17 protein-coding genes and 3 pseudogenes are annotated in these 26,640 nt (G+C 44.1%); 13 read left to right on the top strand and 7 right to left on the bottom strand.

Going from position 1 to position 26,640, the window contains the following annotated elements; all coding sequences use genetic code 11:
- Positions 1–127: 127 nt before the first annotated feature.
- From RDN93_RS13170 to RDN93_RS13140, 7 genes and pseudogenes are all read left to right on the top strand, one after another.
- Positions 128–2,932: a triple tyrosine motif-containing protein gene (locus RDN93_RS13170; protein ID WP_308745951.1), complete on the top strand. Its 2,805-nt coding sequence runs from the start codon at positions 128–130 to the stop codon at positions 2,930–2,932.
- Positions 2,933–3,159: 227 nt separating this feature from the next.
- Positions 3,160–6,195 (top strand): TonB-dependent receptor, encoded by a 3,036-nt coding sequence (locus tag RDN93_RS13165; RefSeq protein ID WP_308745950.1) that lies wholly within the window; start codon positions 3,160–3,162, stop codon positions 6,193–6,195.
- Positions 6,196–6,213: 18 nt separating this feature from the next.
- Positions 6,214–7,734 (top strand): RagB/SusD family nutrient uptake outer membrane protein, encoded by a 1,521-nt coding sequence (locus RDN93_RS13160; protein ID WP_308745949.1) that lies wholly within the window; start codon positions 6,214–6,216, stop codon positions 7,732–7,734.
- A gap of 20 nt (positions 7,735–7,754) precedes the next feature.
- Positions 7,755–8,597, top strand: a complete 843-nt coding sequence (locus RDN93_RS13155) for a LamG-like jellyroll fold domain-containing protein (RefSeq protein WP_308745948.1) — start codon at positions 7,755–7,757, stop codon at positions 8,595–8,597.
- Positions 8,598–8,604: 7 nt separating this feature from the next.
- Positions 8,605–10,275 carry a glucoamylase family protein gene (locus tag RDN93_RS13150; protein ID WP_308745947.1) on the top strand — a complete coding sequence of 557 codons (1,671 nt, stop codon included), beginning with the start codon at positions 8,605–8,607 and terminating at the stop codon, positions 10,273–10,275.
- 25 nt (positions 10,276–10,300) lie between these two features.
- Positions 10,301–12,586: pseudogene (gene bglX, locus RDN93_RS13145) on the top strand (beta-glucosidase BglX); the annotation flags it as partial.
- Positions 12,560–13,849 carry a glucoamylase family protein gene (locus RDN93_RS13140; protein WP_308745965.1) on the top strand — a complete coding sequence of 430 codons (1,290 nt, stop codon included), beginning with the start codon at positions 12,560–12,562 and terminating at the stop codon, positions 13,847–13,849. The pseudogene bglX and the gene RDN93_RS13140, both read left to right, overlap by 27 nt.
- A 77-nt stretch (positions 13,850–13,926) precedes the next feature.
- On the opposite strand, the gene RDN93_RS13135 is transcribed toward RDN93_RS13140, so the two are convergent.
- A complete protein-coding gene (locus tag RDN93_RS13135) occupies positions 13,927–15,360 on the bottom strand; it encodes an aspartate ammonia-lyase (protein ID WP_308745946.1) in 1,434 nt (477 codons plus the stop codon).
- A gap of 181 nt (positions 15,361–15,541) precedes the next feature.
- Here RDN93_RS13135 and RDN93_RS13130 point away from each other — a divergent pair, with 181 nt between their 5' ends.
- Genes RDN93_RS13130 through RDN93_RS13120 form a run of 3 tightly spaced genes read left to right on the top strand, consistent with a single transcriptional unit; the run spans position 15,542 to position 19,145 of the window.
- Positions 15,542–16,852, top strand: a complete 1,311-nt coding sequence (locus RDN93_RS13130; protein ID WP_308745945.1) for an anaerobic C4-dicarboxylate transporter — start codon at positions 15,542–15,544, stop codon at positions 16,850–16,852.
- A gap of 31 nt (positions 16,853–16,883) precedes the next feature.
- Entirely contained in the window at positions 16,884–17,942 is a 1,059-nt protein-coding gene (gene ansB / locus RDN93_RS13125) for an L-asparaginase 2 (RefSeq protein ID WP_308745944.1), read from the top strand.
- A 15-nt stretch (positions 17,943–17,957) separates the two neighbouring features.
- Positions 17,958–19,145 carry a porin gene (locus RDN93_RS13120; RefSeq protein ID WP_308745943.1) on the top strand — a complete coding sequence of 396 codons (1,188 nt, stop codon included), beginning with the start codon at positions 17,958–17,960 and terminating at the stop codon, positions 19,143–19,145.
- A gap of 82 nt (positions 19,146–19,227) precedes the next feature.
- On the opposite strand, the gene RDN93_RS13115 is transcribed toward RDN93_RS13120, so the two are convergent.
- From RDN93_RS13115 to RDN93_RS13090, 6 genes and pseudogenes are all read right to left on the bottom strand, one after another.
- Positions 19,228–19,449 (bottom strand): DUF2795 domain-containing protein, encoded by a 222-nt coding sequence (locus tag RDN93_RS13115; RefSeq protein WP_002558131.1) that lies wholly within the window; start codon positions 19,447–19,449, stop codon positions 19,228–19,230.
- 73 nt (positions 19,450–19,522) lie between these two features.
- A complete protein-coding gene (locus RDN93_RS13110; protein ID WP_308745942.1) occupies positions 19,523–20,086 on the bottom strand; it encodes a cob(I)yrinic acid a,c-diamide adenosyltransferase in 564 nt (187 codons plus the stop codon).
- Between the two features lie 47 nt (positions 20,087–20,133).
- A complete protein-coding gene (locus tag RDN93_RS13105; RefSeq protein ID WP_308745941.1) occupies positions 20,134–20,757 on the bottom strand; it encodes a hypothetical protein in 624 nt (207 codons plus the stop codon).
- A gap of 170 nt (positions 20,758–20,927) precedes the next feature.
- A complete protein-coding gene (locus RDN93_RS13100) occupies positions 20,928–21,611 on the bottom strand; it encodes an energy transducer TonB (protein ID WP_308745940.1) in 684 nt (227 codons plus the stop codon).
- A 194-nt stretch (positions 21,612–21,805) separates the two neighbouring features.
- A pseudogene (locus tag RDN93_RS13095) lies at positions 21,806–22,431 on the bottom strand (hypothetical protein).
- Positions 22,432–23,388: 957 nt separating this feature from the next.
- A complete protein-coding gene (locus tag RDN93_RS13090) occupies positions 23,389–23,733 on the bottom strand; it encodes a hypothetical protein (RefSeq protein WP_308745939.1) in 345 nt (114 codons plus the stop codon).
- 345 nt (positions 23,734–24,078) lie between these two features.
- Between RDN93_RS13090 and RDN93_RS13085 the strand changes: the two genes are divergently transcribed.
- The 3 genes and pseudogenes from RDN93_RS13085 to RDN93_RS13075 all read left to right on the top strand — a co-directional run.
- Positions 24,079–24,735, top strand: a complete 657-nt coding sequence (locus tag RDN93_RS13085; protein ID WP_374047415.1) for a site-specific integrase — start codon at positions 24,079–24,081, stop codon at positions 24,733–24,735.
- A 25-nt stretch (positions 24,736–24,760) separates the two neighbouring features.
- On the top strand, positions 24,761–25,915 hold the full coding sequence (locus RDN93_RS13080; protein ID WP_308745938.1) for a PDDEXK nuclease domain-containing protein: 1,155 nt from the start codon (positions 24,761–24,763) through the stop codon (positions 25,913–25,915).
- A 233-nt stretch (positions 25,916–26,148) separates the two neighbouring features.
- Positions 26,149–26,547: pseudogene (locus tag RDN93_RS13075) on the top strand (Crp/Fnr family transcriptional regulator); the annotation flags it as partial.
- Positions 26,548–26,640: the final 93 nt, after the last annotated feature.

Here is a 26,640-nt window from a genome sequence, read left to right as displayed (position 1 = left end):
GAGGTAACGGACAATAACGATTTTGCCGGATAAGTTAGCAATTATTCCCACAACATCATAACATTAAAGCTATTAATAAAAAAAAGATTTTCTATCTTTGCATCAGCACTCAAAAAAACGTACTACTATGTTCTTTCTGCAAAAATCACTTTGTTTTATCATCTGCCTGCTCTGGTTCAGCTTAGGATTTGCCGGAATCAACAATCCGTTAATCATCAACTTCGGCAAAACACAATATGGCGCAGCCAACAAAAACTGGTCTATCAGTGAAGACGAGCATGGAATACTCTATTTTGGCAATGACATCGGACTGCTCGAATTTGACGGTATCGAATGGAAATTGAACAAGCTCCCCAAAGCAGAAGTGGTGCGTTCTGTATATGCTGTTTCAAACAACGAGGTCTATACCGGCGGCTACGAAGAGTTCGGCAAATGGAGCCGGCAGCCCGACGGGGAACTGACTTATACTTCACTCAGCAAAGAACTGCCGGCGGACAGTTGGCAGAATGATGACATATGGAGAATCCTGCCGCAAGGAGAATCCATCTATTTTCAATCATTCAGCGGTATCTTCCGCCACCATCTGCCGACAGGAAAAACGGAGAAAATAACGAAACAGAAGAATTTTCATTTCCTGATGCGCGTCGGTAACGAGTTGTGGGTGCAGGAAACACACAAGGGTCTGCTCCGCCTGAAAGACGGTCGTTTCACCCTTATCCCACACAGCGAACTATTCCTGGGCAAAGAAGTGAAAGCCGTGCTTCCCTATGCGGAAAACCAATGGATGGTAGTCACTTCGAACAGCGGCTTATTCATATATGATGGAGATACGTTCAGATTACTGAGTGACGCACCGGAATGGATTAATTCAAACATCAATTGCGCTATTCAAAAGGAGAACGGCTACTACCTGCTCGGCACGATTCTCAACGGAGTATATATGATAGACAAACAAGGGAAGATTATCAAACATATCAACTCTGATGCCTACATGCAAAACAATACGATCCTGTTTCTTCACGAAGACAAGTATCATAACACCTGGCTGGCGCTCGACAACGGGATTACCTGTATCCAGATACTTCCCGAACTCAGTTGCTACACCGATCCCACGGGCAAGACCGGCGCTGTATATGCGGCCGCACTTTTTGCCGGCAAGCTATTCATCGGCACCAACCAAGGACTCTTCTATATCAATCAAAGCGATCTGAACAATATCAACGCATTGCCCGGCGACTTGCAAACGATAGAGAACATTAAAGAGCAAATCTGGGATTTGAAGATTATAGACGGAAAGTTATATTGCGGTTCCAACAGCGGGTTAAAAGTGATTGACGAGCAACTGAAAGTGACTACTCCCATCAATGCACAAGGGGGAGTGTTTACCATTCTTGCCAAAGAACATTATCTCCTGTTAGGCACATACGCATCCCTGAAAATCGTAGATACACGTACACAGCGAATCATTCTTGACAACATTCGCCAGCCTATCGTCAATATCCAGATAGACCATCTCGACAATGTATGGTTGGAGCACATGAACAAAGGAGTTTACCGCTGCCAGCTTTCCGAGGACATGACGAAAATAAAAACCTCGGAATACTACGGCGAAGACCGGGAACTGCCCTACAAGCTCCACCTTTTCAAAATCGGCGGAAGAGTTGTCATGCTGGGCGGAAATTCCTTTTACACCTACAATGACATAGGCGGCAAAGTAGAACTGTACGAACCGTTGAAACACTGCCTGAGCAACCTGACGGAAATAAAAAATGTATCCGACATAGATAAAAACCATTTTTATGTAATGGGGGATAATGTAATCTACCGCATTGCCCATGACGGTTCGCAAAACCATATAGAAGATAAAATAGACATCAACTATAACGGCATGTCCATGGTCAATCATTTCGAGCGGATTATCGCCCTCACGGATTCAACCAGCCTCATCTGTCTGGACAACGGCTTTCTGCTCTGCCCCAACAATCAGCAGCAAAGCGCCATTTCGCTGTCCACCCCCTATATTAAATCCTTTTCCGCCTTGTCCAAAACGGGAGAAGCGTTTCATAAGGAAAGTGAACATGAAGCAATCAAGATTCCATTTACCAATAATACGATAGAAATCAGATTCGCAACGGATGACGTACTGGCGCACAATGTATCTTTCCAATATAAACTGGAAGGAATCAGCGAATGGTCGGAACCGGAAAGAATCAACAAAGTGACCTATGAACGTCTTCCCAAAGGAACTTATACCTTTTTATTACGTTCGATAGATAATTTGGGGAACTGCTCTCCTACACTGGAATATACTTTCACTGTTCTTTCTCCCTGGTACCAGACAATTTGGGCAATCCTGGGCTATTTTATCATCACATTACTCGTGTTGCGGATAGTCTGGATACTCATCCTGCGCCGTTACCGGAACCGGCATCTGATAAAAATCCGCCTTCGCGAAGCGAAAAGATTAAGCCGGATGAACCAGCAACTGCAAAACCAAATCAAAGAGAAGGATGCCGAACTGCTTTCGCAAACTTCTTTCGTCATCCAGCGCAACGAGCTTATCACGCAGATGAAAGACGAAATAGAAGAGTTCTATCGCACACATAACAACAAAGCGCTCGCACCGCTCTTCCATAAAATCAATATGCTTTTCAACAACAACCTCGACACCGAGGAAGACTGGAAAATGTTTCTTATCAAGTTTGAAGAAAAACATACCGGATTTTTCAAACATTTAAAAACACTTTATCCGCAACTGACCGCCAATGATTTGAAATTATGTGCCTGCCTGAAGTTGAATCTGGATTCAAAAGCTATCGCAGCCCTAATGAATATTTCTGTACGTGCAGTGGAAAACAGCCGTTACCGGTTGAGAAAGAAAATCAATATCCCGCCTAATGAGAATCTCAACGATTTCTTCTTGAAGTTATAGATTCGTTATCTCACTCATTTAATGTATATTACAACTGAATGAGAGGTAATAATGAGGTCGCTTAAATGTTAAAAAACAAAGCGATGTATCCGTAGTGAGCCTGTTTTTAGCAAGTATAAATCCAGACTTTCTACATTTGCCATTGTCAAAAACGGACGAATCGGGAAGCGTACGAGCCCAACAAAGTTTTGACAGGATTTTAATGTTAAACTAAAACTAATAATAGAATGAAAGACCAACTTACCCATTCATTTTGTAAGGACATCTCTCTATTAAAGAAAGGACTTCTATTAGGATTTTTCTTATTGGCAGTCACCACTCTATCCGCACAGATACGGGAGATAAAAGGTATCGTCACATCAGAAACAAGCGAACCATTGCCCGGAGTGGCCGTGCAAATAGATGCTTCCGGCACCGGAACCGTCACCAACATAGACGGTCAGTATAGCATCTCTGCCCGGAAAGGCGATAAAATTACTTTCTCCTTTATCGGAATGACGTCACAAACTATCGTAGTAGACAATCGTACTACCATCAATGTCGTCATGAAAGAAGAAGCTTTTGCACTGGAAGAAGCTGTCGTTATCGGTTATGGTAGCGCGAAGAAAAGAGACTTGACCGGCTCTATCGAAACAGTCAAAGCGGCTGATATAGCCACCAAGCCTGCCAGCAATCCGTTGGCTTCCATCCAGGGAAAAATTGCGGGTGTTCAAATCGTCAATACCGGCAGGGCGGGTCAAGACCCGGAAATCAGAATCCGCGGAACAAACTCTATCAACGGATATACTCCCTTATATGTGGTTGACGGACTTTTCACGGATAACATCAACTACCTGAATCCTGCGGACATCGAATCTATGGAGATTCTGAAAGACCCGTCTTCACTGGCTATCTTCGGTGTACGGGGTGCCAACGGCGTAATTATCATCACGACCAAGCGCGCCAAGGAAGGACAGACTACCGTCAGCATCAACGCTTCAGTAGGTTTCAAACATATCGGTGACCGCGTGGAACTTACCAACGCCGCCCAATTCAAGGAACTATACAACGAACAACGTAATAACCAGGGATTAGACCCATTCGACTATACCAACTGGGCAGCCGACACCGACTGGCAGGACGAAATCTTCCAGACAGGCTTCCTTACCAACAACAATATCAGCATCACCGGTTCTACGGATAAAAGCAAGTTCTACATGGGACTTGGCTACACCATGGAAGAAGGCTCTATCAAGAGCGAGAAGCTGAACAAACTGACTATCAACCTGCACAGTGAATACGAAATGACTAAGTTCCTGCGTTTCGGCTTCCAGATTAACGGTGTACGTATGCTTCCGCCGGACGCCAAAGGCGTGAGTGCAGCCATCAAGGCAGCCCCCATCGCAGCAGTATCCCATGAAGAGACCGGACTTCTGCAACTCTTGCCGGACTTCCAGCAAGCGCAGGTATCGAACCCGATGATTGACGTGAAGTACAGAGGACAGCACAACAAAGCCATCAACTACCGCCTGGCAGGAAATATCTACGGGGAAGTGGACTTACTGAAAAACCTGACTTTCCGTGCCACATTCGCTATGGATTACAGTTCTGACCAGTCACGTCTCTACTCTCCTATCATCTACTTGTACAATGTAGATAAGGGGGAAAAGGAAAATGTAGGCGAACGCGAAGGCATCACACAGAAAAAATCGACAAACATGGCTGCACAGTCCGACTATGTGCTGACTTATACCGGAAAATTCGGCGGACACGGCATTACACTGACAGGTGGTATGACAACCAACTACAACGAATATTCCTCACTGGATGCCGGCAGAAGCCAGAAACTGGGCGACGGCATCAGCATTGGCGAGAATGACGACAAATGGTGGATTACCACTATCGGCGACCAGTCCACTGCGACAAACGGCGGTTCACAGTACAAGCGCTTCACCATGTCTTACCTGATTAGAGCACTGTACAACTACCAAAGCCGCTACCTGTTCAATGCTTCTTATCGCCGTGACGGTTCATCCGTATTCAAGCGTACCGGAAATACATGGGATAATTTCTACTCTTTCGGCGCCGGATGGGTAATCTCGGAAGAGAATTTTATGAAACACCAGTCTGTCATCGACTATCTGAAACTGAAAGGTTCATGGGGGGTATTAGGCAGCCAGAATACAGGCGGCTACAACTATCCGGCTTATCCTACAATCGTCAACTCCGGCTCTGCCGTATTCGGTGACAATATCGTCGAAGGAAAAGGACTCGCTTACCTGGCGTCGCAGACACTAGGCTGGGAACGCAACTATTCCTGGGAAGCCGGTTTCGAAATGAATCTTCTGAAACAACGCCTGCGCCTGTCTCCCGTTTATTATAACAAAACGACCAAGGATTTGCTGACTTCCGTTCCCGGCATTTCAGGCTCTACTCCCGGACTGGAAAATATCGGGGAAATCCAAAACAGAGGATGGGAACTGACCGCTTCCTGGAATGACCGCATCGGCGAGGACTGGAGTTATGGGGTCAGCGCCAACCTGACCACGATAGATAATAAGGTAAAATCACTGGTAAACAAGGATTATGCCATCGTATCCGGCCCGTCAAGAGTATCCCAGGGGTATCCTATCGGCTACTTCTACGGCTATCAGGTGGAAGGCGTATATCAGAATAAGACAGATATTCAGAGCTCTCCTAAAAACACATTGAGTACCGTAGCACCGGGCGACTTGAAGTTCAAGGACGTAGACGGCAACGGTGAAATTAATGACAAAGACCGTACCATGATTGGTAATCCTACCCCCGATTTCACCTATGGGCTGACTATCAGTGCCGGATACAAAGGATTCGATTTCAGCATGGATATGATGGGAGTATATGGAAATGAGATTTACCGCAACTGGGAGTCGGACGAGTTTTCTCAAAACAACTATTCGCTCCGCCGCATGAACCGCTGGAACGGTGAGGGTACTTCCAACTGGGAACCTATCCTTGACCCGTCGAGAAGCATCAACCGCCAGAATTCAAGTTACTTCATCGAAGACGGCAGTTTTTTCCGTATCCGTAATATCGAACTGGGATATACGTTTAATCCGGGCTTATTGAAAAAGATTTATCTGAAATCGCTCAGGTTATATGCCAACGTACAGAACTTGAAAACATGGTCCAAATGCAGCGGATATACTCCCGAAATCGGTGGCAGCGCTACTTCCTTCGGAGTAGACAACGGCACTTATCCGATGCCGACCATTTATACCTTCGGTTTGAATCTTACTTTCTAACTCCATTTCTAAAGTTATATGACTATGAATAAAAAAAGAATTCTATATATAATAGCTGCCTGCACTTTGTCATTCGCCCAAATGGGATGCAGCGATTTACTGGACCAGGCTCCGCAAGGGGAACTTATCGACACCGACCTCGCCGGCGGTACGTACGAGAGCGAAATATTCGGAATGTACGCTGCTATGCGCGACTATGCCCTGACATCGGGAACAACCGCGCTTGCTATCCACAGCTTCCGTTCGGAAGACGCGGAGAAAGGCAGCACATCGACAGACGGAGCAGGGGCCGCCAAAATGTATGACGAGTTCAATTACGACGCAAGCGACGGGATGATACAAGGCTACTGGAGCGCCAACTACAGTCTTATCCACAAAGTGAATACACTGCTCGAATCAATGAAAGCAGGCAATCTGACGGATGGCAACCTCGTCAATAAGGCGGAAGCCCTTTTCTTCCGGGCTTATTGTTACTTCAATCTGGTGCGTGCATTCGGCGAAGTTCCTTTGATTGACTTCAAAATAAACCAGTCGTCGGATGCCAATATCCCCAAGTCATCCGTCAACGATATATACGCACTGATTGACCGGGATTTGACAGAAGCGGAAAAGTATCTGCCCCGCACGTGGGAAAGCAAATACATCGGTCGCCTCACTTGGGGAGCCGCCCGTTCCCTGCACGCCCGGACGTATATGATGCGTAACGACTGGTCTAACCTCTGGACTGCCGCAACAGATGTCATCAACTCCGGAATATACAATCTGAATACGCCTTTCAACGAGATATTCCGCGAATCTGGTGAGAATTGCAGTGAGTCTATTTTCGAACTGCAATGTACCGCCACTTCTTCTTTGCCCGAAAGCGAAGATATAGGAAGTAAATTCGCATTGGTGCAGGGCGTCAGAGGTTCCGGCGAATGGAATATGGGATGGGGCTGGAATACACCAACCGAGACATTGGCGAATGCCTTTGAAGCCGGTGATCCCCGCAGAGATGAAACGCTTCTGTATTTCATAAAGGTAGGAGAATCTCCTTCTTTAATCCCTGCCAATCAACCTTACAATGAAAAGCCGGTTGCCACAAATGATGTGATTGCCAAGTATTTCAATAAAAAGGCTTATACGAATCCTACTTATCGCGCTAAATATACTAAGTTCGGTTTCTGGTTCAATATCCGCCTTATCCGCTATGCCGATGTAGTATTGATGGCAGCAGAAGCAGCTATCGAACAGAACAACACGAAGGCTGCCAAAGATTATCTGGAGATGGTACGCAGCCGTGCCAGAGGCAAGAATACCAATATCCTGCCCAAAGTCACGACAGACGACCAGGTGAAACTGCGGAACGCTATCCGTCAGGAACGGAGAGCGGAGCTCGCTATGGAATTCGACCGTTTCTACGACCTGGTGCGCTGGGGAATTGCAGAAGATGTATTAGGCAGCTTAGGTTATCAAAAGAAGCATGCATTATTGCCGCTCCCGCAAGAAGAAATAGACAAGTCTAACGGCGTATTGAAACAAAATCCAGATTACCTATAATATATAAAACGACTATTGATATGAAAAAACATATATATTCATCCATCGCTTTGTTTCTCCTGGCATTTATGGTTCAGTCCTGTTTCCAGGATATGGACCACCCGGGATTCGATTATCCGGAAGAACTGCCTGAAAAACCTTATAACCCGATGAAGCTGGGATTGGCTTTCGAAGATAATTTAGAGAATAACAGTATCTATAACTTCGGCATTACTTCCGGCGGTACTCCCCGCTTTGCGGAAGGTATTAACGGCAAGGCGTACCAGGGAGCAGCAGATACCTATATGGTAGTTGAAACCCCGGAAGCAATGAAAGACAGTATTGAGAATTTAGGTAGTTTCACTGTCGCTTTCTGGATGAAAGCTACCAAATGCAATAAAGCGACCGGTATCTTCGGAATATCCAACACCAAACAGTTCTGGGGTAATCTGGACATCTATCTTGAAAGTTATTCAGACAACGAAACGCAGGCATTCTTCAAAGTCCATTTACGCAACGGTAATGCTGAACGGACTGAAGAGTGCAGAATAGATGACGTATTTATCAATGACTGGGTGCATCTTTCCTTCAAGTATGATGAAACGACTTCCAAGCTGACTGTTTATAAGAATGCGGAAGAGATTCTTTCGAAGACTCTCTCGACAGGTCAAGCGCAAAATATGATTTCCGGGAAACTTAAATTCAGCGATGTGGGGAAACTGGTTATCGGAACATTGCAGTTTCAAACAGTACCTAGTTTGACGGAAGGCGCTACTGCCCAAGATTGGGGCGCACACTACCTCGGCGCACTCGACCAGTTCCACTTTTACAACAAAGCTCTCAAAAGGAGCGAGATACGAAATCTATATGTAACTAAAGACTAAGTATGCCATGAAAAAATATTTATCATTCACTCATATTCTATTTATTATCATCGCATTACTAACCTCTTGCAGTGACGATAATGAAACAATAACCACCGACTTCCGGTTAACAACTATCAGTATCGGTGAACAACAGAACTTATCGGCTTTTACGAATGTTGACCCGGAAGCTTCCATCGTACTTCAATTCTCGGATGCAGTAGATGAGTCGACCGTCGCAAAGAATATCCGTTTCATCGAATTGGACGGTGAAGATGAGTTTGAACTAAAAGTCAATTACCAGATGGATGCTGACAATAAGAAACTGACCGTCACTCCGGTAAATGTACTCAGTAACTATTCGAGTTATAAGTTTGTAGTGTATCCGGGAATAAAATCAGCAGCCGGCGAACCCATCTTTACAGGAAAAGTGTATAGTATAAAAACAGGAATGGAAGATTCCGACAAGTTTGACCGTATTGATGACGAAGAGTTGCTGACGCTGGTTCAGAGACAAACATTCAGTTATTTCTGGGATTTCGGGCATCCTGATTGCGGTATGGCGCGTGAAAGAAGCACTTCAACAAATACGGTAGCAACCGGCGGAACAGGTTTCGGAGTGATGTCAATCATCGTGGCGGCAGAAAGAAACTTTATCAGCAAGGAAGCGGCATTGGAACGTATTCAGAAAATTGTAGACTTCCTGGGCAGATGCGAGAGTTATCATGGAGCTTATTCACACTGGATATATGGAGATAGCGGTTTCATACAACCGTTTAGTGATATTGACGACGGAGTGGACTTACTAGAGACATCTCTGCTTTTTCAGGGACTATTGACCGCCAGGGCTTATTTTAAGAACGGCAATGAGGCAGAACAAAAGCTCTGTGCAGACATTACCAAATTATGGGAAGCCATAGACTGGAACTGGTTCCGCAAAGAAAGTTCGGAAAATGTATTGTACTGGCATTGGAGCCGCAATCATGGTTGGGAAATGGGCTTGAAAATCAGCGGTTGGAACGAAGGTCTGATAGCCTATGTGCTCGCAGCTTCTTCACCTACAAACGCTGTTGATAAAGTTGTCTACGACGAAGGATGGGCAAACAACGGTGGAATGAAAAACGGAAAAGTCTATTATGACTATGTCCTGCCGCTGGGTACGGACAACGGCGGCCCTCTCTTCCTTTCACAATATTCTTTCTTGGGGATTAACCCGAAAGGCCTGTCGGACGCATATGCCAATTATGAGGAACAAACCCGGAACCACGCATTAATCAACTACAATTATTGTGTTAACAATCCGAGAGACTACGCAGGTTATGGCGAGAACTGCTGGGGATTGACCGCCAGTGACGGCGATAACGGATACAGTGCCCATTCTCCGAACAATGACAATGGTGTAATCGCCCCTACCGCCGCCTTGACTTCCTTCCCTTTCACACCGGAAGAATCAATGAAAGCCCTGCATTTCTTCTATTATAAACTGGGAGATAAGATTTGGGGGAAATATGGTTTCGTTGACGCATTCAATCTGGGCAAGCAATGGTTCGACAAAGAATTTATCGCTATCAACCAAGGCCCGATTATCTGTATGATTGAAAACTACCGGAGCGGACTGTTATGGAACCTCTTCATGTCCGACCCGGATATTCAGAACGGAATGAAGAAGTTAGGATTCAACAGCCCGGACTTAAAATAAACAATTCAATAGGTAAAAAACAGATATGAACAGAATCCTCACTATTCTAGTATGCTTGACCGCTACTTGCTGCATCCACGCACAGGGCGGAAAGAATGAAAAGATGGACCGATTTATCGACCAACTCATAAGCAAAATGACATTGGAAGAGAAAATCGGGCAACTGAATCTTCCCAGTGCCGGAGACATCACTACCGGTCAGGCAACCAGCAGCAACATCGCCGACAAAATCCGTAAGGGACAAGTCGGCGGCTTGTTCAACATCAAAGGAGTGACTAAAATACGCGACGTACAACGTATTGCCGTAGAAGAAAGCCGCTTAAAGATTCCATTACTATTCGGTATGGACGTGATTCACGGATATGAGACAGCATTCCCCATTCCTTTGGGATTGGCAGCTACCTGGAATATGGAAGCTATCGAGCAGTCGGCACGCATAGCCGCCATTGAAGCAAGTGCGGACGGCATCTGCTGGACGTTCAGCCCGATGGTGGACATCAGCCAGGATGCCCGTTGGGGACGTGTCTCCGAAGGAAATGGAGAAGACCCTTTCCTGGGCGGTGAAATCGCCAAAGCAATGGTACGGGGATATCAGGGAGACAACTCCTACACCTCAAATAACCATATCATGGCTTGTGTGAAACATTATGCCCTTTATGGAGCCGGTTTTGCCGGAAGAGATTACAACACGGTAGATATGAGCCGTATCCGTATGTTCAACGAATATATGTATCCATATAAGGCAGCGATAGAAGCCGGTGTAGGAAGTGTCATGGCATCTTTCAACGAAGTGGACGGCGTTCCTGCTACTGCCAACAAGTGGCTGATGACGGACATACTACGCAAGCAATGGAAATTTGACGGTTTTGTTGTGACGGACTATACCGGTATCAGCGAAATGGTGCCGCATGGTATCGGTGACTTGCCGACAGTATCGGCACGTGCCCTCAAAGCGGGAATTGACATGGACATGGTAAGCGAAGGATTCCTGACTACGCTAGCCCAGTCACTGAAAGAGAATAAAGTCAATGTGGAAGAGATAGACCAAGCCTGCCGCCGGATACTGGAAGCTAAATATAAACTCGGTCTTTTTGATAACCCGTATAAGTTTTGTGACCCCGACCGTCCGGCTAAAGAGATTTACACCCGTGAAAGCAGAGAGATTGCCCGTAAGATTGCCGCTGAAAGTTTTGTGTTGCTGAAGAACCAGCAGGAAGTACTTCCCTTAAAGAAATCCGGGAAAATCGCCGTTATCGGTCCGCTTGCCAATACCCGTTCCAATATGCCGGGCACCTGGAGCGTAGCCGTGGATTTGAACAAACCGATGACTCTGGTGGAAGGAATCCGGGAAGTAGCCGGAAAAGACACACGCGTATTCTATGCAAAAGGCAGTAATCTGACAGCCGATCCTGAGTTGGAAAAAAGAGCTACGATGTTCGGCAGAGAATTGGGCAGAGACAACCGTACGGATAAGGAATTGCTGAATGAGGCATTGAAAGTGGCACGCCAATCAGATGTTATTGTGGCGGCTTTGGGCGAATCTTCCGAGATGAGCGGTGAATCGAGCAGCCGTACCGACCTCAACATACCTGATGTCCAGAAAGAACTATTGGCAGAACTGGCAAAGACAGGCAAGCCGGTGGTACTCGTCGTTTTCACCGGACGCCCGTTAACGCTGACTTGGGAAGAGAAGCATATTCCGGCTATTCTGAATGTATGGTTTGGTGGCACGGAAGCGGCTCCGGCTATTGCAGACGTGTTATTCGGAGATGTAAACCCAAGTGGCAAGCTGACTATGAGCTTTCCGCAAAATGTAGGACAGTCTCCTTTATTCTACAACCATAAGAATACAGGACGCCCCCTGGAAGAAGGAAAATGGTTTGAGAAATTCCGTAGCAACTATCTTGACGTAAGCAATGACCCTCTCTATCCTTTCGGCTTCGGACTCAGCTACACGCAGTTCGAATACAGTAACCTGCAACTGAGCCATTCACAGCTTCGGACAGATGGAGAATTGACAGCCACCGTTACACTCACAAACACAGGGAAACGAGACGGACAGGAAACCGTACAACTATATATCCGTGATGTAGTGGGAAGTGTCACGCGACCGGTGAAGGAACTGAAAGGTTTCCAAAAAGTATTCCTGAAAGCCGGAGAATCAAAGAATATTTCTTTCAAAATCACACCGGAGCTTTTGAAGTTCTACAACTACGACCTCGATTATGTTTATGAGCCGGGAGAATTCCATGTCATGATTGGCGGCAACAGCCGGGATACGAAAATGGCAACATTCACATTGCAGGAAGAGGAGAAAATCTCGGAAGAAGCATTGCTGGATAGCGTACAAAGACGCACTTTCGATTATTTCTGGAACGGAGCGGAGCCGATGAGCGGAATGGCAAGAGAACGGTTGAATGTGGATGGCAACTATCCGCTGAACGACCGGCATATTATTACTTCAGGCGGCAGCGGCTTCGGCATTATGGCTATTATTGCCGGAATAGAACGGAACTACGTCACCCGTGCAGAAGGATTTGCACGAATGGAAAAAATTGTCTCTTTCTTAGAACGGGCCGACAAGTTTCATGGAGCTTTCCCGCATTGGTGGGATGGAGAGACAGGAAAAATAAAACCGTTCGGTCCTAAAGACGACGGTGGGGATTTGGTAGAGACAGCTTTCCTCGTACAAGGTTTGCTCGCTGCACACCAATACTACGTAAATGGCAACAAAGAAGAACGGGAACTTGCCGCACGCATGGATAAGCTGTGGAGAAACGTGGACTGGAACTGGTACCGGAATAAGGAGAATGTACTTTTCTGGCATTGGAGCCCGGAGCATCAGTGGGATATGAATTTCCGTGTACGTGGATTCAATGAATGTTTGATTATGTATATTTTGGCTGCCGCTTCACCTACACACGGAGTTCCGGCAAAGGTTTACCACGAAGGCTGGGCGGAAAACGGCGCAATCGTTAAGCCGCATACTGCTGAGAACCTGCCGATGAACCTAAGATACCAGACCGGCAGCATCGGGCCTCTCTTCTGGGCTCATTATTCTTTCCTGGGACTTGACCCGAACGGACTGAAAGACCAATATGCCAACTACTTCGATGAAATGAAGAACTACACGCTGGCTAATCGCGCTTATTGCATCCGCAATCCCAAGAATTATAAAGGATATGGTGAAAATTGTTGGGGACTGACCGCCAGTTACTCCGTTAAGGGGTATGCTGCACATGCTCCCAACGAAAAAGAAGACCACGGAGTCATCAGCCCGACCGCCGCTCTTTCTTCCATCGTTTATACGCCGGAAGAATCAATGGACGTAATGAAATACCTGTATCAAAAGAAAAACAAGACATGGGGGGAGTACGGTTTCTACGATGCCTTCAGTGAAACGGAAAACTGGTATCCGCAGCAATATCTTGCCATCGACCAAGGACCTGTTGCCGTGATGATTGAGAACTACCGTTCACAGCTGCTTTGGAAACTGTTCATGCAGCATCCTGATGTTCGAAAAGGACTTCGCAAACTGGGATTCTCCAGTCCGCATCTTGATAAAAAGAAATAATTAAAATCGCCGGAGCAGCTATTTATCCACTCCGGCGATTTCTCTATTGATTCTATTTCCACTTACTATAACATCAATCAATTATTCGGATGAATGTCCAACTTCACCGGTTTTATCATATTCTCCGGTTTCAAGATAGTATCCAAATCTTCTTTGGAAAGGATATTATGTTCCAATACAAGTTCATAAACTCCCTTTCCCGTCTCTAACGCTTCTTTGGCAATCTTCGTAGAGTTCTTATATCCGATTACCGGATTCAAGGCTGTCACTACTCCGATGCTGTCGTGTACGTCCCGACGGCATTTTTCTTCATTCGCCGTGATACCGTCCACACACAGAGTACGCAGAGTATCGAAGCCATTCATGAACAAATCCGCAGATTCGAAACAGCATTGTGCCATCACCGGCTCCATTGCATTCAGTTCCATTTGGGCAGCTTCGCCGCTCATGGCTACACAAAGGTCATTTCCTATCACCTTATAGGCTATCTGATTCATGACTTCGGGAATCACCGGATTGACTTTTCCGGGCATGATGGAAGAACCCGGCTGCATAGCCGGCAAGTTAATCTCTCCCAATCCGCAACGGGGACCGGAAGCCAATAACCGTAAATCATTGCATATCTTATTCATCTTGACAGCCACACGTCTCATGGCAGCCGAATAGCCTACCATGCAGGAAGTATCCGAAGTGGCTCCTACCAGGTCGTCCGCCAGTTTTATATCCAGTCCGGTGATTTTACGCAAAGCGGCAATACACTTTTCGGCATATCCGGGCTCGGCGGTGATGCCGGTTCCGATGGCAGTTGCCCCCATATTGACCGTCAGAAAATCCTGTGCGGCAAAGTCGAGGTTCTTCACTTCATGTTCCAGGATGCTTGCAAATCCGTTGAATGTCTGTCCGAGGGTCATCGGCACAGCGTCTTCCAACTGAGTACGTCCCATCTTAATCACATGCGCAAACTCTTTTCCTTTCTTGCGGAAAGATGCTATCAACTCGGTGAAATGTTTCACCAGTTTCAGGTGGGTATAATATAAGCCTATGTGAATAGCGGTAGGATAAGCATCATTGGTGGATTGCGAACGGTTCACGTGGTCGTTGGGAGAACAATACTGGTATTCGCCGCGCTGGTGTCCCAGCAGTTCCAACGCACGGTTGGCAATCACTTCATTGGCGTTCATGTTCGTCGTGGTTCCGGCTCCGCCCTGAATCATGTCGACAGGAAATTGTTCGTGATGTTTCCCTTCGAGAATTTCCTTACAAGCTTTCAAAATAGCGTCTGTTTGTTCTTCGGTCAGCAAATCCAGTTCACGGTTGGCAACGGCAGCCCCCATTTTCGTGATAGCCAACGCCTGAATAAATAAAGGATACTCATTCAAATGAAACTTGCTGATGCGAAAGTTTTCAATACCACGGAGTGTCTGCACTCCATACAATGCACTTTCGGGCACTTCACGACTTCCTATCAAGTCGCTTTCTGTACGAGTTTTCTTCGATAAATTCTGTTCCATATCGGTTGTTTTATAACAATAACATTTTAGTTAGTACTTATATAACCAACCAGCGAGCTTATTGTTTTTATAAATATGCAAAAACTATTCAATAAGTTTTTTGTTGTTAATAGAAGAAAAAGAAAATACAAAGAACGGAAACACTTATCTTTGTGTTTAAACTTAAAATAAGTAACAACCTATGATATTACAATTAGCATTTGTTCTGACTGCCATTATTATTGGCGCACGCCTGGGCGGTATTGGTCTTGGCGTTATGGGAGGCGTTGGATTGGCGATACTCACGTTCGTTTTTGGTTTACAACCCACCGCTCCGCCTATCGATGTCATGCTGATGATTGCCGCCGTCATTTCGGCAGCCGCTTGTATGCAAGCCGCCGGGGGGCTCGACTACATGGTAAAGTTGGCAGAACATTTGCTACGAAAAAATCCGTCACACGTCACTCTGTTAAGTCCGCTGGTGACTTATCTGTTTACTTTCGTGGCAGGAACCGGACATGTGGCCTACTCCGTATTGCCCGTGATAGCGGAAGTTGCCACCGAAACCAAAATCCGCCCGGAACGTCCGCTCGGCATTGCGGTTATCGCTTCTCAACAGGCCATCACGGCAAGTCCTATCTCCGCCGCCACCGTTGCTTTGCTCGGACTGCTGGCGGGATTTGATATTACTCTCTTCGATATTCTTAAAATTACAATTCCCGCTACGATTGTCGGTGTTTTAGTAGGCGCTTTATTCTCAATGAAAGTGGGGAAAGACCTTGTAGACGACCCCGAATATCAGAAACGGTTGAAAGAAGGTCTTTTCAACGACAAGAAAGTAGAGATTAAAGATGTCAAGAACAAACGTTCAGCGATGATTTCCGTCATCATTTTTATATTGGCGACTGCATTTATCGTACTCTTCGGCTCTTTTGAAGGTATGCGCCCGTCTTTCCTTATTGACGGTGAAATTGTTACATTGGGAATGTCATCTATCATCGAAATTGTCATGTTATCAGCCGCAGCCATCATCTTGTTAGTGACAAAGACAGATGGAATCAAGGCAACGCAAGGTTCCGTATTCCCTGCCGGGATGCAAGCGGTTATCGCTATCTTCGGTATTGCCTGGATGGGTGATACGTTTCTTCAAGGGAATATGGCACAACTAACTTTCTCTATTGAAGGCATTGTCCGCGAGATGCCGTGGCTTTTCGGGATTGCGCTGTTCGTGATGTCTATCCTGCTTTACAGTCAGGCAGCCACCGTGCGGGCACTCGTACCACTAGGTATCGCGCTGGGCATCTCTCCGTATATGCTTATTGCCCTGTTCCCCGCCGTTAACGGATATTTCTTTATCCCGAACTACCCCACCGTGGTGGCCGCCATCAATTTCGACCGGACAGGGACAACAAAAATTGGCAGATATGTGTTGAATCATTCGTTCATGATGCCGGGACTGGTATCGACAGCCGTCGCGATTGCGTTGGGACTGCTTTTTATACAAATATTCTAATATATATTATTAACCTAAACTTCATTCAGTTATGAAACAATTCAAAAAAATTGGTCTGGTAGTAACCGCCCTGCTACTTACCGTAACGATGGCTTTTGCCGCAAAACCGAATATTCATATTCTTGCCACCGGTGGAACTATTGCTGGTACGGGAAGTTCCGCCACCGGAACCAGTTACACGGCAGGACAAGTTGCCATCGGCGCATTGCTCGATGCTGTTCCTGAGATTAAAGACATCGCTAACGTGACAGGCGAACAGATTGTAAGAATCGGTTCGCAGGACATGAACGATGAAGTATGGCTGACACTTGCCAAGAAAATCAATGAGCTGTTGAAACGCCCGGATATTGACGGCATCGTCATCACTCACGGAACGGATACGATGGAAGAAACCGCTTATTTTCTGAACCTGACCGTTAAAAGCGACAAACCGGTAGTACTGGTAGGCGCTATGCGTCCTTCCACTGCGTTAAGTGCTGACGGTCCGTTGAATCTTTATAATGCCGTCGTTACTGCCGCCGCCAAAGAATCCAAAGACAAAGGCGTATTGGTAGCCATGAACGGGCTTATCCTGGGAGCAGAAAGCACGGTAAAGATGAATACCGTCGACGTTGAGACTTTCCAGGCTCCTAACTCCGGCGCACTGGGTTATGTGCTGAACGGAAAAGTATTCTACAATCAAGTGACGCTCAAAAAACATACAACTCAGTCTGTATTCGATGTAACGCATCTTACTTCACTGCCTAAAGTCGGTATCGTATATAGCTATTCCAACATCGAAGCGGATATGATGACTCCCCTGCTCAACAACGGATACAAAGGAATCATCCATGCAGGAGTCGGCAACGGAAATATCCACAAGAACATCTTCCCGTCATTAATAGACGCCCGAAGAAAGGGAATCCTCGTTGTCCGCTCTTCCCGTGTACCGACCGGGCCTACCACCCTCGATGCAGAAGTAGACGATGCCAAGTATCAATTCGTCGCTTCACAGGAACTGAATCCACAAAAATCCCGTGTTTTGCTAATGCTCGCATTAACCAAAACCACCGACTGGCGCCAAATTCAGCAATACTTTAACGAATACTAAAAACCGGACCGACTTATGAAAAAATTAATACTTATGCTGCTCTTGGCGGGCAGCATACAGGGAGTATATGCTCAAGAAACAAAGAAAAAAGATAAATTCTCACCCAACACTCCCTTATTTGAAGAACTGACGGACGTAAAAAAGAAGACGGATAAGTTCAATCTTTATCTGAATATGCAAGGTAGCTTCGATGCTCACTTCCAGGATGGATTCCAGGAAGGTGATTTCAATATGCACCAGCTCCGCATCGAAGCGAAAGGGAATATCAACAACTGGCTCTCTTACCGTTACCGCCAACGCCTCAACCGATCGAACGACGCAAACGGCATGATTGACAATCTCCCGACTTCCATCGACTACGCTGGCATCGGCATCAAGCTGAACGACCAGTTCAATCTTTTCGCCGGAAAGCAATGTACGGCATATGGTGGTTTCGAGTTCGACCTGAACCCGATTGATGTCTACCAATACTGTGACATGATTGAGTACATGAGTAACTTCATGACCGGATTGAATGTCGGCTATAATGTCACGCCCGACCAGCAACTTAACCTGCAAGTACTGAACAGCCGCAACGGTTCTTTCGACAGCACCTACGGAATCACAGAAGATGCAGAAGGAAATGTCCCCGATTTGAAGTCCGGCAAAATGCCTTTGGTTTATACACTGAACTGGAACGGTAATTTTAATAATGTATTCAAGACCCGCTGGTCAGCTTCCGTCATGAACGAAGCCAAGAGCCATAATATGTATTATTATGCTTTGGGAAACGAACTGAACTTGGGAAAATGGAATGCTTTTGTAGATTTCATGTATTCGAAAGAAGATATCGACCGTAAAGGTATCATTACCAATATCGTAGGTCGCCCGGGCGGACATAATGCTTTTGACGCAGGTTATCTTTCTGTAGTAGCCAAATGCAACTATCGTTTTTTGCCGAAATGGAACGCCTTTGTGAAAGGTATGTATGAGACGGCTTCCGTCACCAAGGCGTCCGAAGGAGTAGAAAAAGGAAATTACCGCACTTCCTGGGGTTACCTGGCAGGGGTCGAGTTTTATCCGATGGAAACCAACCTGCACTTCTTCGTCACCTACGTAGGACGTTCGTACGATTTCACTTCCCGCGCCAAAGTATTGGGACAGGAGAATTACAGTACCAACCGTATTTCAGTAGGATTCATCTGGCAGATGCCTGTGTTCTAGAAAACAGACAGTAAGACATAAAAATACCCGGTAGCTCTTGTACAGCTACCGGGTATTTTTATATGTTCGTTCTCAATAAGAATTAATACTCTTCCTCATTAAAGAAAAAATCTTCCTTACTAGGATAATCCGGCCAAATATCTTCGATACTTTCATAGATTTCGCCCTCATCTTCCATCTCCTGGAGATTCTCAATAACTTCAAGAGGAGCACCCGAACGCATGGCATAATCAATCAATTCGTCCTTGGTTGCCGGCCAGGGAGCATCTTCAAGTTTTGATGCTAGTTCCAATGTCCAATACATAATCTTGAGTATTTAAAGTGAATACTAATCTGTCTTATTTTCTATATTTTCGGCAAAAGTATAATAAAATCTATCATTTCCAACTATTATCCCAAAATATTTCGTTGTTTTGTTCATCAAAATTAATCTTTCGGGATAAAACAAACAAATAATCTGATAATCTGTTGACAAAAGCTAACACTTTTGGGGAAATTGTACAAGTTTCGGATAGAGTCAGAATACGTCTTTCCGCTCTCCGACAAACAGTACGGCAAATATGACAAACAGATGCTCCCCGACTTCCGCCCGGAATAATAAATGCACAAAGTTCCGGCAGTTGCTCATCCAGTTTATCAATCTCATGTTCAATGCTTTCCACATCTTCTGAAGTAATGATACTGGCAGGTTTCAATTGCGTTTTCTCCTGATCGGTGGCAAGATGAGAACCGATAGCAAACAATTTATGCTGAATACCCAAGATAAAACCACGGTCTGCTTCATCCAACAGATAAGTATGTAGCCACCCCAAATGAGAGTTCAATTCGTCCACTGTCCCGTAGGCTTCCAAACGGATATGTGTTTTCGGTACACGGCTACCGCCAACCAGGCTGGTAGTCCCTTTATCACCGGTTTTTGTATATACAAGGCTCTTTTTCATAATGTTCTTTTTTTAGTCATCTATATAAGATAAACGTACAAAGGTTCTCAGAAGTTGACGATATAATGCTGTTTTATTTTTGTTTTATCAAAAAAGAGCAGGCCGAGGTCGTATAAGTCAAAAGTAATCCCTACGCGCTCATCCTCCTGCAGTCGCCGCCAAAGCGCTTTCATCTCTTTCGAATAGCAGATGCCATGTACGACAAATACACTTTTCAAAGTAGTCCGCCGCGCACAGATATTAAATACCTCTTCCAATAATTCCGGATTCCGATAATCATCCAAATAGAGGAAATCGAGCGGAACGTCTGCATCCAAAAACAATTCTGACAAGTCGGAAGCAAAAAGATACTCAGCAGAAGGTTTAGCCGATTGAAGGTAAAGTGAAGCCACCGAAGGACAACCAACTTCGACAATAGTGGCAGGTTGCACCTTATTCACCAGCCGGAACAAAAAACGATTTACCTTTTGTGTACCTTTACTGTACCCACGCTCTCTTACCAGCTTTTTCTGTTCCTTTTTCAAAGAATCGTAAGCATAGTAAGGCATTTTTTCATATATCACATCTGTTATCAGACTGAAAGCAAAAGGTGAATGTACGCCATATCCGCAACGATAACGGAAACGGGAAAGCCAGATAAAAGGTCTTTTTATACAGAGTAGAAAATTCATAAAACCATCATTCGTTTTTTATTCGTAACGCAAAGATATGTTTTTTTATTTCACAGAAGCAAACCGGGAAAGAAATGTTATAATATCCGGTAATTAAAGAAAGTGGATTTCATTAGAAAAGGGTTGGCTCCGTAAGGAGCCAACCCTCATTACTCATCTATTCCAAGTTACTACTGTAGTCTGAATACCACAGGTACAGTATATTTCACTCGTACTTTCTTGCCATTCTGTACTCCGGGAGTCCATTTCGGCATAGAGCTTATCACACGGATAGCTTCTTTGTCCAAATAGGCATCTACCCCTCGTACCACTGTCGGATTAGCAATTGAACCATCTTTGTTTACAACAAACTGGACAATTACCCGTCCTGCTGAACCCATTTCCTGTGAAATCGTCGGATACTTGATATTACTACCCAAATACTTCATCAATGCGGTCATACCTCCAGGAAACTCCGGCATGGTTTCTACATGTTCATGTATTTCAATCTCATCCACCACTTCTGTTTCCACGACAGGCGGAACCCAAATGACTTCGTAAGGTTGCCCCTGATCTTCAGAAACTGTTGTAACTGCATCCGTTACCTCTTGTTCGTTAGTTACTATTTCGATCAATTCTGACGGTTTAACTTCCGGAGGTGGAGGCGGTTCCAGTTTCTCATCAGGGAACGTAATTGGAACAAGCTCCTCTACAAAGATGGGGTCGTTAGCTAACGAATTTGCTGCTAATCTCACATCATGCTGTGTCCATTCGAACGAAACAAACATGAAAGCAAGCGCAACAATCACACCCATCAGCAACCAAGAACCACGTTGGTTCTCTATTGCAGCCTTTTTTGACTTTTTGGCTTCCATAAAAAATGTGTTTAAGTAATTAATAATAGAAAATATATAGTATATATACTACTTTTCATCTTTCCTCTTAAGCATTACTTAAAGTGCTCTCTAGCTGCAATAAATATAGTATTTTTATGGATAACTTGTCACATTAGTTCTTGTTTATTTTATTCTTTTTCCTTCTTTTGGATAAAATTTATGAATAAAAACGACTACTTACGCACCGAAAATTTATAGATACAATGACTATCATACTTCTCTCCGGGTCTTAACACTGCCGAAGGCCATTCGGGTTTGTTCGGTGTATCCGGATACTTTTGCGTTTCCAGACAAACAGCCGAACGGAAGTTATAAACAATACCTTTCTTGCCTTTTAAAGATCCGTCCAGGAAATTGCCGCAATAAACCTGAATTCCGGGGTCATTCGTGTAGACATCCAGCACAATACCTGTGACCGGAGATTCCAAAGAGGCACATACCTGATTGATTGATGTCTATGGCATTATCATCTGTCAGCGTCATAGTTACGGTACAATTCAAGTCGCCAGGGAAATACTCTTCGCCATTCTTTGACAAATAGGTCAGTGCGAGTTCTTGGGCGTTCTTTTGTACTCCCTTGAATACACACGGTACTGATATCACGCATCACACCATCCTTGTCCAGAACCATAACGGATACAATCCGTCCTCCAAAGTTGGTAACACATACTCTCATATTATTCTTGTTTTTCAATACAAATAGGTTTGTTCTTCCTCCGTCCACATCTGCCAGGAAGTCACTTCGTTTCAAACCGGAATCCGTTAATCCGTTTTTTGTTTTTGTAGTGCATGCAACCATCAAGATTGCACACACCAAAAGAATTAATTTTATTTCAGAGGCTAGCAAAACCCGAAGGGAAACAGCAAGTGGGTTTATCCGGCTGTTCCCCTTATTCTTACTACTTCCAATATACACACTAATAAAAAGGGGCTTCAGCTTTCAGCCACCTTAAAAAAGCCCCCTTTTCATCGACACTTTTGGCTGAAAGCACACCTGAAAGCAAAAATGGATATGAGTGCTGCCTCTTTTTTCAGAGCTTGTTTTTACTTACAATAGAGCCTCTATTTTCCGGAAACACAGGCTTCGTTTCATTAAAACACAGGCTCTATTTTACTAAAATGCAGGCTCTGTTTTACTCAGCCTACGTGCTAATGATGCTCAGCCCACACTACGCACTCTTTAACCCACGTGTCAGATTTGTTTTCAACTACTGATTCTCATAAGTATAACATAAACTTTTGATTCATAAGTTCCACCAGTTTCACCTTACATCTAAAACATCGATGAATAAGGAGATAGCGGGTGAAAGCATAGGGAAAAACAAGGTGAAGCCTTCCATTTTCGATTTCACCTGTTGAATTTATTTATTTGCTGGACATATAGATCCACCGTGCTGAATATATAGATACAATACGGTGAGTATATAGATGTAATCTGTTGAATATATAGATATACCAATTCAAGTATTAACAGATGAGTTCCAAGGTGTTAATACTTGACAACTAAGATGTTAATATCTGACAGCAGATTTGTTATAAGCATATTTTCATTAGCTATAATCATATCCGGATTAGCTATAATGATATTGGTTTTAGCTCAAGGGATATTTTGAAAAAAACAAGGTGAAACCGATAATGTCTGGTTTCACCTAAATTCACCCCTTGCTTTCACCCGCTATCACCTTATTCATCGGTATTTCGAGAATCAGGTGAAATTGATAAACAGCAATTATATTATAGTTGCATTTATGATACTTTATTTGGTTCTCTTCTTTCTATCTGCATTTTCCTTTTTACGCATATCCTGATACTTCTTATATTGTTCATCAGTCAGGATGCTTTTTATTTTAGCTTCCCCCTCTGTTCTCTTTTTTTGCATCTCTTCGCGTGAAGGCCTTTCACCTGAGTTACTCTTTGCAGGTCTCATTTCTTCCATTGCAGCTTTAAAATCCTTAGCCTGCTTTTCATTCAGTCCTAAGTCAGTGATCATTTGCTCCATACGCTTCTCTCTATCAACTTTCCCTTTTTGACGGTTCTGAGCCATACATACAGTTGAGCCAATCAAGAACACAACAACCAAACTTAAAATTTGCTTTCTCATAATTCTAACATATTATTAAATGAATAATGTATGTTAGACCTCACAAATGACTGAAAGTTAATTCCGGTTCAAAGAAAAGAGCACTGTTTTCACATTATTTATCTAACGAAGAATAAATCTAAAACATAAATAAGTATGTTTTATCTCCCTCCTATCCACCTGCCCTGCTTCCATTTCATGCCCGAAGACATCAAGTTGGTTACGGAATTATTTCGTTATTCTGTTTTTTCGACGACCATATTCCATCCTTTTTGAAGGTTCAAGTTGTAGATTGTGCGATTTCCCCACCAATCTTCGCCTTCCCAATACCAATGAGTTACGAGAGGTAGAAAAGAAAACCTTAGTCTGTATCTGATAGATAAGCCCCGCACCCCAGCAGAACGCCAACAGAACAAAGAAACATTGGAGCTTGCCACAAAGATACGCGCAGAGCGTGAACAGGAGTTTAAAGAAATGCTTCGGAAAGATGCTCTCTCTCCCAAAGAAATCCAAAAGTTGGCAGCTTGCCATTATGACAACGAGAACCCAAATGTCAGACGTGCTTTTATCTTCTGCTTATACTGCGGTCTGCGATTCTGTGATGTAAAAGATCTTACCTATAAGAATGTGGATTACGCTAATCGGTTATTGAAGTTTGAACAAAGCAAGACAAAGGGACATTCTGCCAGTAGTGGTGTGGTTATTCCTCTGAATGACGGTCTATTGTCTATCATTGGTGAAGCCACGGCAGATAAAAACTGTTTAATATTCGATTTGCCTACTTACGAAAGCTGTTGTAAGTCAGTAAAGCGTTGGGTAAAGAGAGCCGGAATAGACAAACATATAAGCTGGCATTGCGCCCGACATTCGTTTGCCGTGAACATTCTGAATAATGGGGCAAATATCAAAACCGTAGCCAGCCTTTTAGGTCATAGCGGATTAAAGCATACGGAGAAGTACACCCGTGCGGTGGATAAATTGAAAGAGGAAGCAATAAACAGCTTGCCCGAACTAAAGTTTTAATCATAAAAGACTTATCTTTGTAACTATGAACTTTGAAGCATTAGTAAAACATATCAGCACGATACAGAACACGTTGCAGGCACAAGCCGCACACGCTGTAAACCTTGCCCTTACTTCCCGTAACTGGCTTATGGGTTGCTATATTGTGGAATTTGAGCAGAACGGAGAAGACCGTGCCGCCTACGGTGAACAACTGTTAAAGAAGCTGGAACAACGACTGAAAACAAAAGGTCTGAATGAACGTAGATTCCGTGAATTTAGGCGGTTGTACCTTGTTTATCCACAATTAAAAGAACCTGTTACACAATACATTGCATCACAAATTCAAATTCGGCAGTCATTGACCGCCGAATTTACTGAACCAATTCGGCGGTTAGTGACCGCCGAATCTGAAAATGGCGTTTGGAAACTATCAACAGAATACCCACAAACTGAAACATGGATGATTCCGGCTGATAGATTATTCAACAGATTATCTTCCACCCATTTAAACACTATATCGGGAATTGAGAACCCGGTAAAACGTGCTTTCTATGAAATGGAAACTATTCGTAGCTGCTGGTCTGTAAAGGAGTTGGAGCGACAAATCGCATCTTTATATTACGAACGTAGCGGACTATCCAAAAACAAAGAAGCCCTCTCCGCTTTAGTCCAGCAACAAGCAACCTTATTACAACCTAAAGATGTTATCAATACCCCTGTTACTTTGGAGTTCTTAGGGTTGAATGAACGTGCATTAGTGACGGAAAACGATTTGGAACAATCCATTCTTGACAACTTGCAACGCTTCCTATTGGAAATGGGACATGGCTTCTGCTTTGAAGCCCGACAAAAACGCATCTTGATTGATGAAGATTATTTCTTTGCCGACCTTGTGTTCTATCATCGCATTTTGAAATGTCATGTTATTGTGGAGTTGAAGATAGACAAGTTCCGCCATGAGTATGCTTCGCAACTAAATATGTATCTGAACTATTTTAAAGCAGAAGTGATGCAGCCGGATGATAACCCACCTATCGGTATTTTGCTGTGTACCGAAAAAGGAGATACATTGGTAAAGTATGCCACTGCCGGGTTAGACCCAAATATCTTTGTACAGAAGTATAGGATAGAGCTTCCAACAGAAGAAGAAATAAAAGAGTTCATTTCTTCCTCAAACTATGAGAGTTACAAACTTTAAAATTGGCGAAAAGAAAAAAGATTGTTTCTTCTTTCGCCAGCATATACTTTCAGTCAATAGAAATAAGTTTAGTTCGTTTTGGATATATATACAAAAGCATAAACTAAACTCACAATAAAATGGATTTATAAAAAGGGAGGAAGATGTTTTGATAAAGTTAGGAATCTATTTTTCCTTTTTAAGAGAACAACTCACGAAGTTATTCTATATTTCAATTGTAATTAGTTTATAGTATGGAAGATTTTAACTCACAATACGCCAACCATTCGAAATTAGAACAGCTAAAGCAGTTCATTTTGGAACATGGTACTTATATCGAACTCAAAAAGGGCGAACGATTCACTATTCAAGGCAAAGTGAATCATCAGGGAGCTTATATTGAACACGGCTTATTGAGATATACTCGTGTGGATGAAAAAGGAAACATACACATAGTAGGATATACTTTCTCCGGAGAATTTGCAGGAAGTTTATGCACACTTATAGAACCCAATCAACCGTCATTAGTAACAATTGAAGCCGTTTACGATACAAAGATTTGTTATATGTCCTATTCAAAAGTGGAGGAATTCTTTGCTGCAAATGTAGAAACCATGCAACTAAAATGTACGCTTGTTGAACAATCTAGGCTCAGTTGTAATTCTTGGGGGATTAAGTTTTGTTAATTCCGTTCATGCATATACCTTTGCTAGCCTAAAAAGGAAGAAGCTCATATCCACTACTCC

Source organism: uncultured Bacteroides sp., assembly GCF_902491285.1.
Classification (GTDB): Bacteria; Bacteroidota; Bacteroidia; order Bacteroidales; family Bacteroidaceae; genus Bacteroides.
The sequence above is the reverse complement of the archived record's forward strand: the minus strand, read 5'-3'. Positions and strand labels throughout refer to the sequence as shown.

Bases quoted from the DNA above. Each gene is read 5' to 3' on its own strand.
- RDN93_RS13155 (WP_308745948.1), top strand. From the start codon at position 7,755: ATGAAAAAACATATATATTCATCCATCGCTTTGTTTCTCCTGGCATTT.
- RDN93_RS13080 (WP_308745938.1), top strand. From the start codon at position 24,761: ATGAACTTTGAAGCATTAGTAAAACATATCAGCACGATACAGAACACG.
- RDN93_RS13150 (WP_308745947.1), top strand. From the start codon at position 8,605: ATGAAAAAATATTTATCATTCACTCATATTCTATTTATTATCATCGCA.
- RDN93_RS13115 (WP_002558131.1), bottom strand. From the start codon at position 19,449: ATGTATTGGACATTGGAACTAGCATCAAAACTTGAAGATGCTCCCTGG.
- RDN93_RS13165 (WP_308745950.1), top strand. From the start codon at position 3,160: ATGAAAGACCAACTTACCCATTCATTTTGTAAGGACATCTCTCTATTA.
- RDN93_RS13090 (WP_308745939.1), bottom strand. From the start codon at position 23,733: ATGAGAAAGCAAATTTTAAGTTTGGTTGTTGTGTTCTTGATTGGCTCA.
- RDN93_RS13120 (WP_308745943.1), top strand. From the start codon at position 17,958: ATGAAAAAATTAATACTTATGCTGCTCTTGGCGGGCAGCATACAGGGA.
- RDN93_RS13130 (WP_308745945.1), top strand. From the start codon at position 15,542: ATGATATTACAATTAGCATTTGTTCTGACTGCCATTATTATTGGCGCA.
- RDN93_RS13100 (WP_308745940.1), bottom strand. From the start codon at position 21,611: ATGGAAGCCAAAAAGTCAAAAAAGGCTGCAATAGAGAACCAACGTGGT.
- ansB (WP_308745944.1), top strand. From the start codon at position 16,884: ATGAAACAATTCAAAAAAATTGGTCTGGTAGTAACCGCCCTGCTACTT.
- RDN93_RS13170 (WP_308745951.1), top strand. From the start codon at position 128: ATGTTCTTTCTGCAAAAATCACTTTGTTTTATCATCTGCCTGCTCTGG.
- RDN93_RS13110 (WP_308745942.1), bottom strand. From the start codon at position 20,086: ATGAAAAAGAGCCTTGTATATACAAAAACCGGTGATAAAGGGACTACC.
- RDN93_RS13135 (WP_308745946.1), bottom strand. From the start codon at position 15,360: ATGGAACAGAATTTATCGAAGAAAACTCGTACAGAAAGCGACTTGATA.
- RDN93_RS13105 (WP_308745941.1), bottom strand. From the start codon at position 20,757: ATGAATTTTCTACTCTGTATAAAAAGACCTTTTATCTGGCTTTCCCGT.
- RDN93_RS13160 (WP_308745949.1), top strand. From the start codon at position 6,214: ATGACTATGAATAAAAAAAGAATTCTATATATAATAGCTGCCTGCACT.
- RDN93_RS13140 (WP_308745965.1), top strand. From the start codon at position 12,560: ATGGCAACATTCACATTGCAGGAAGAGGAGAAAATCTCGGAAGAAGCA.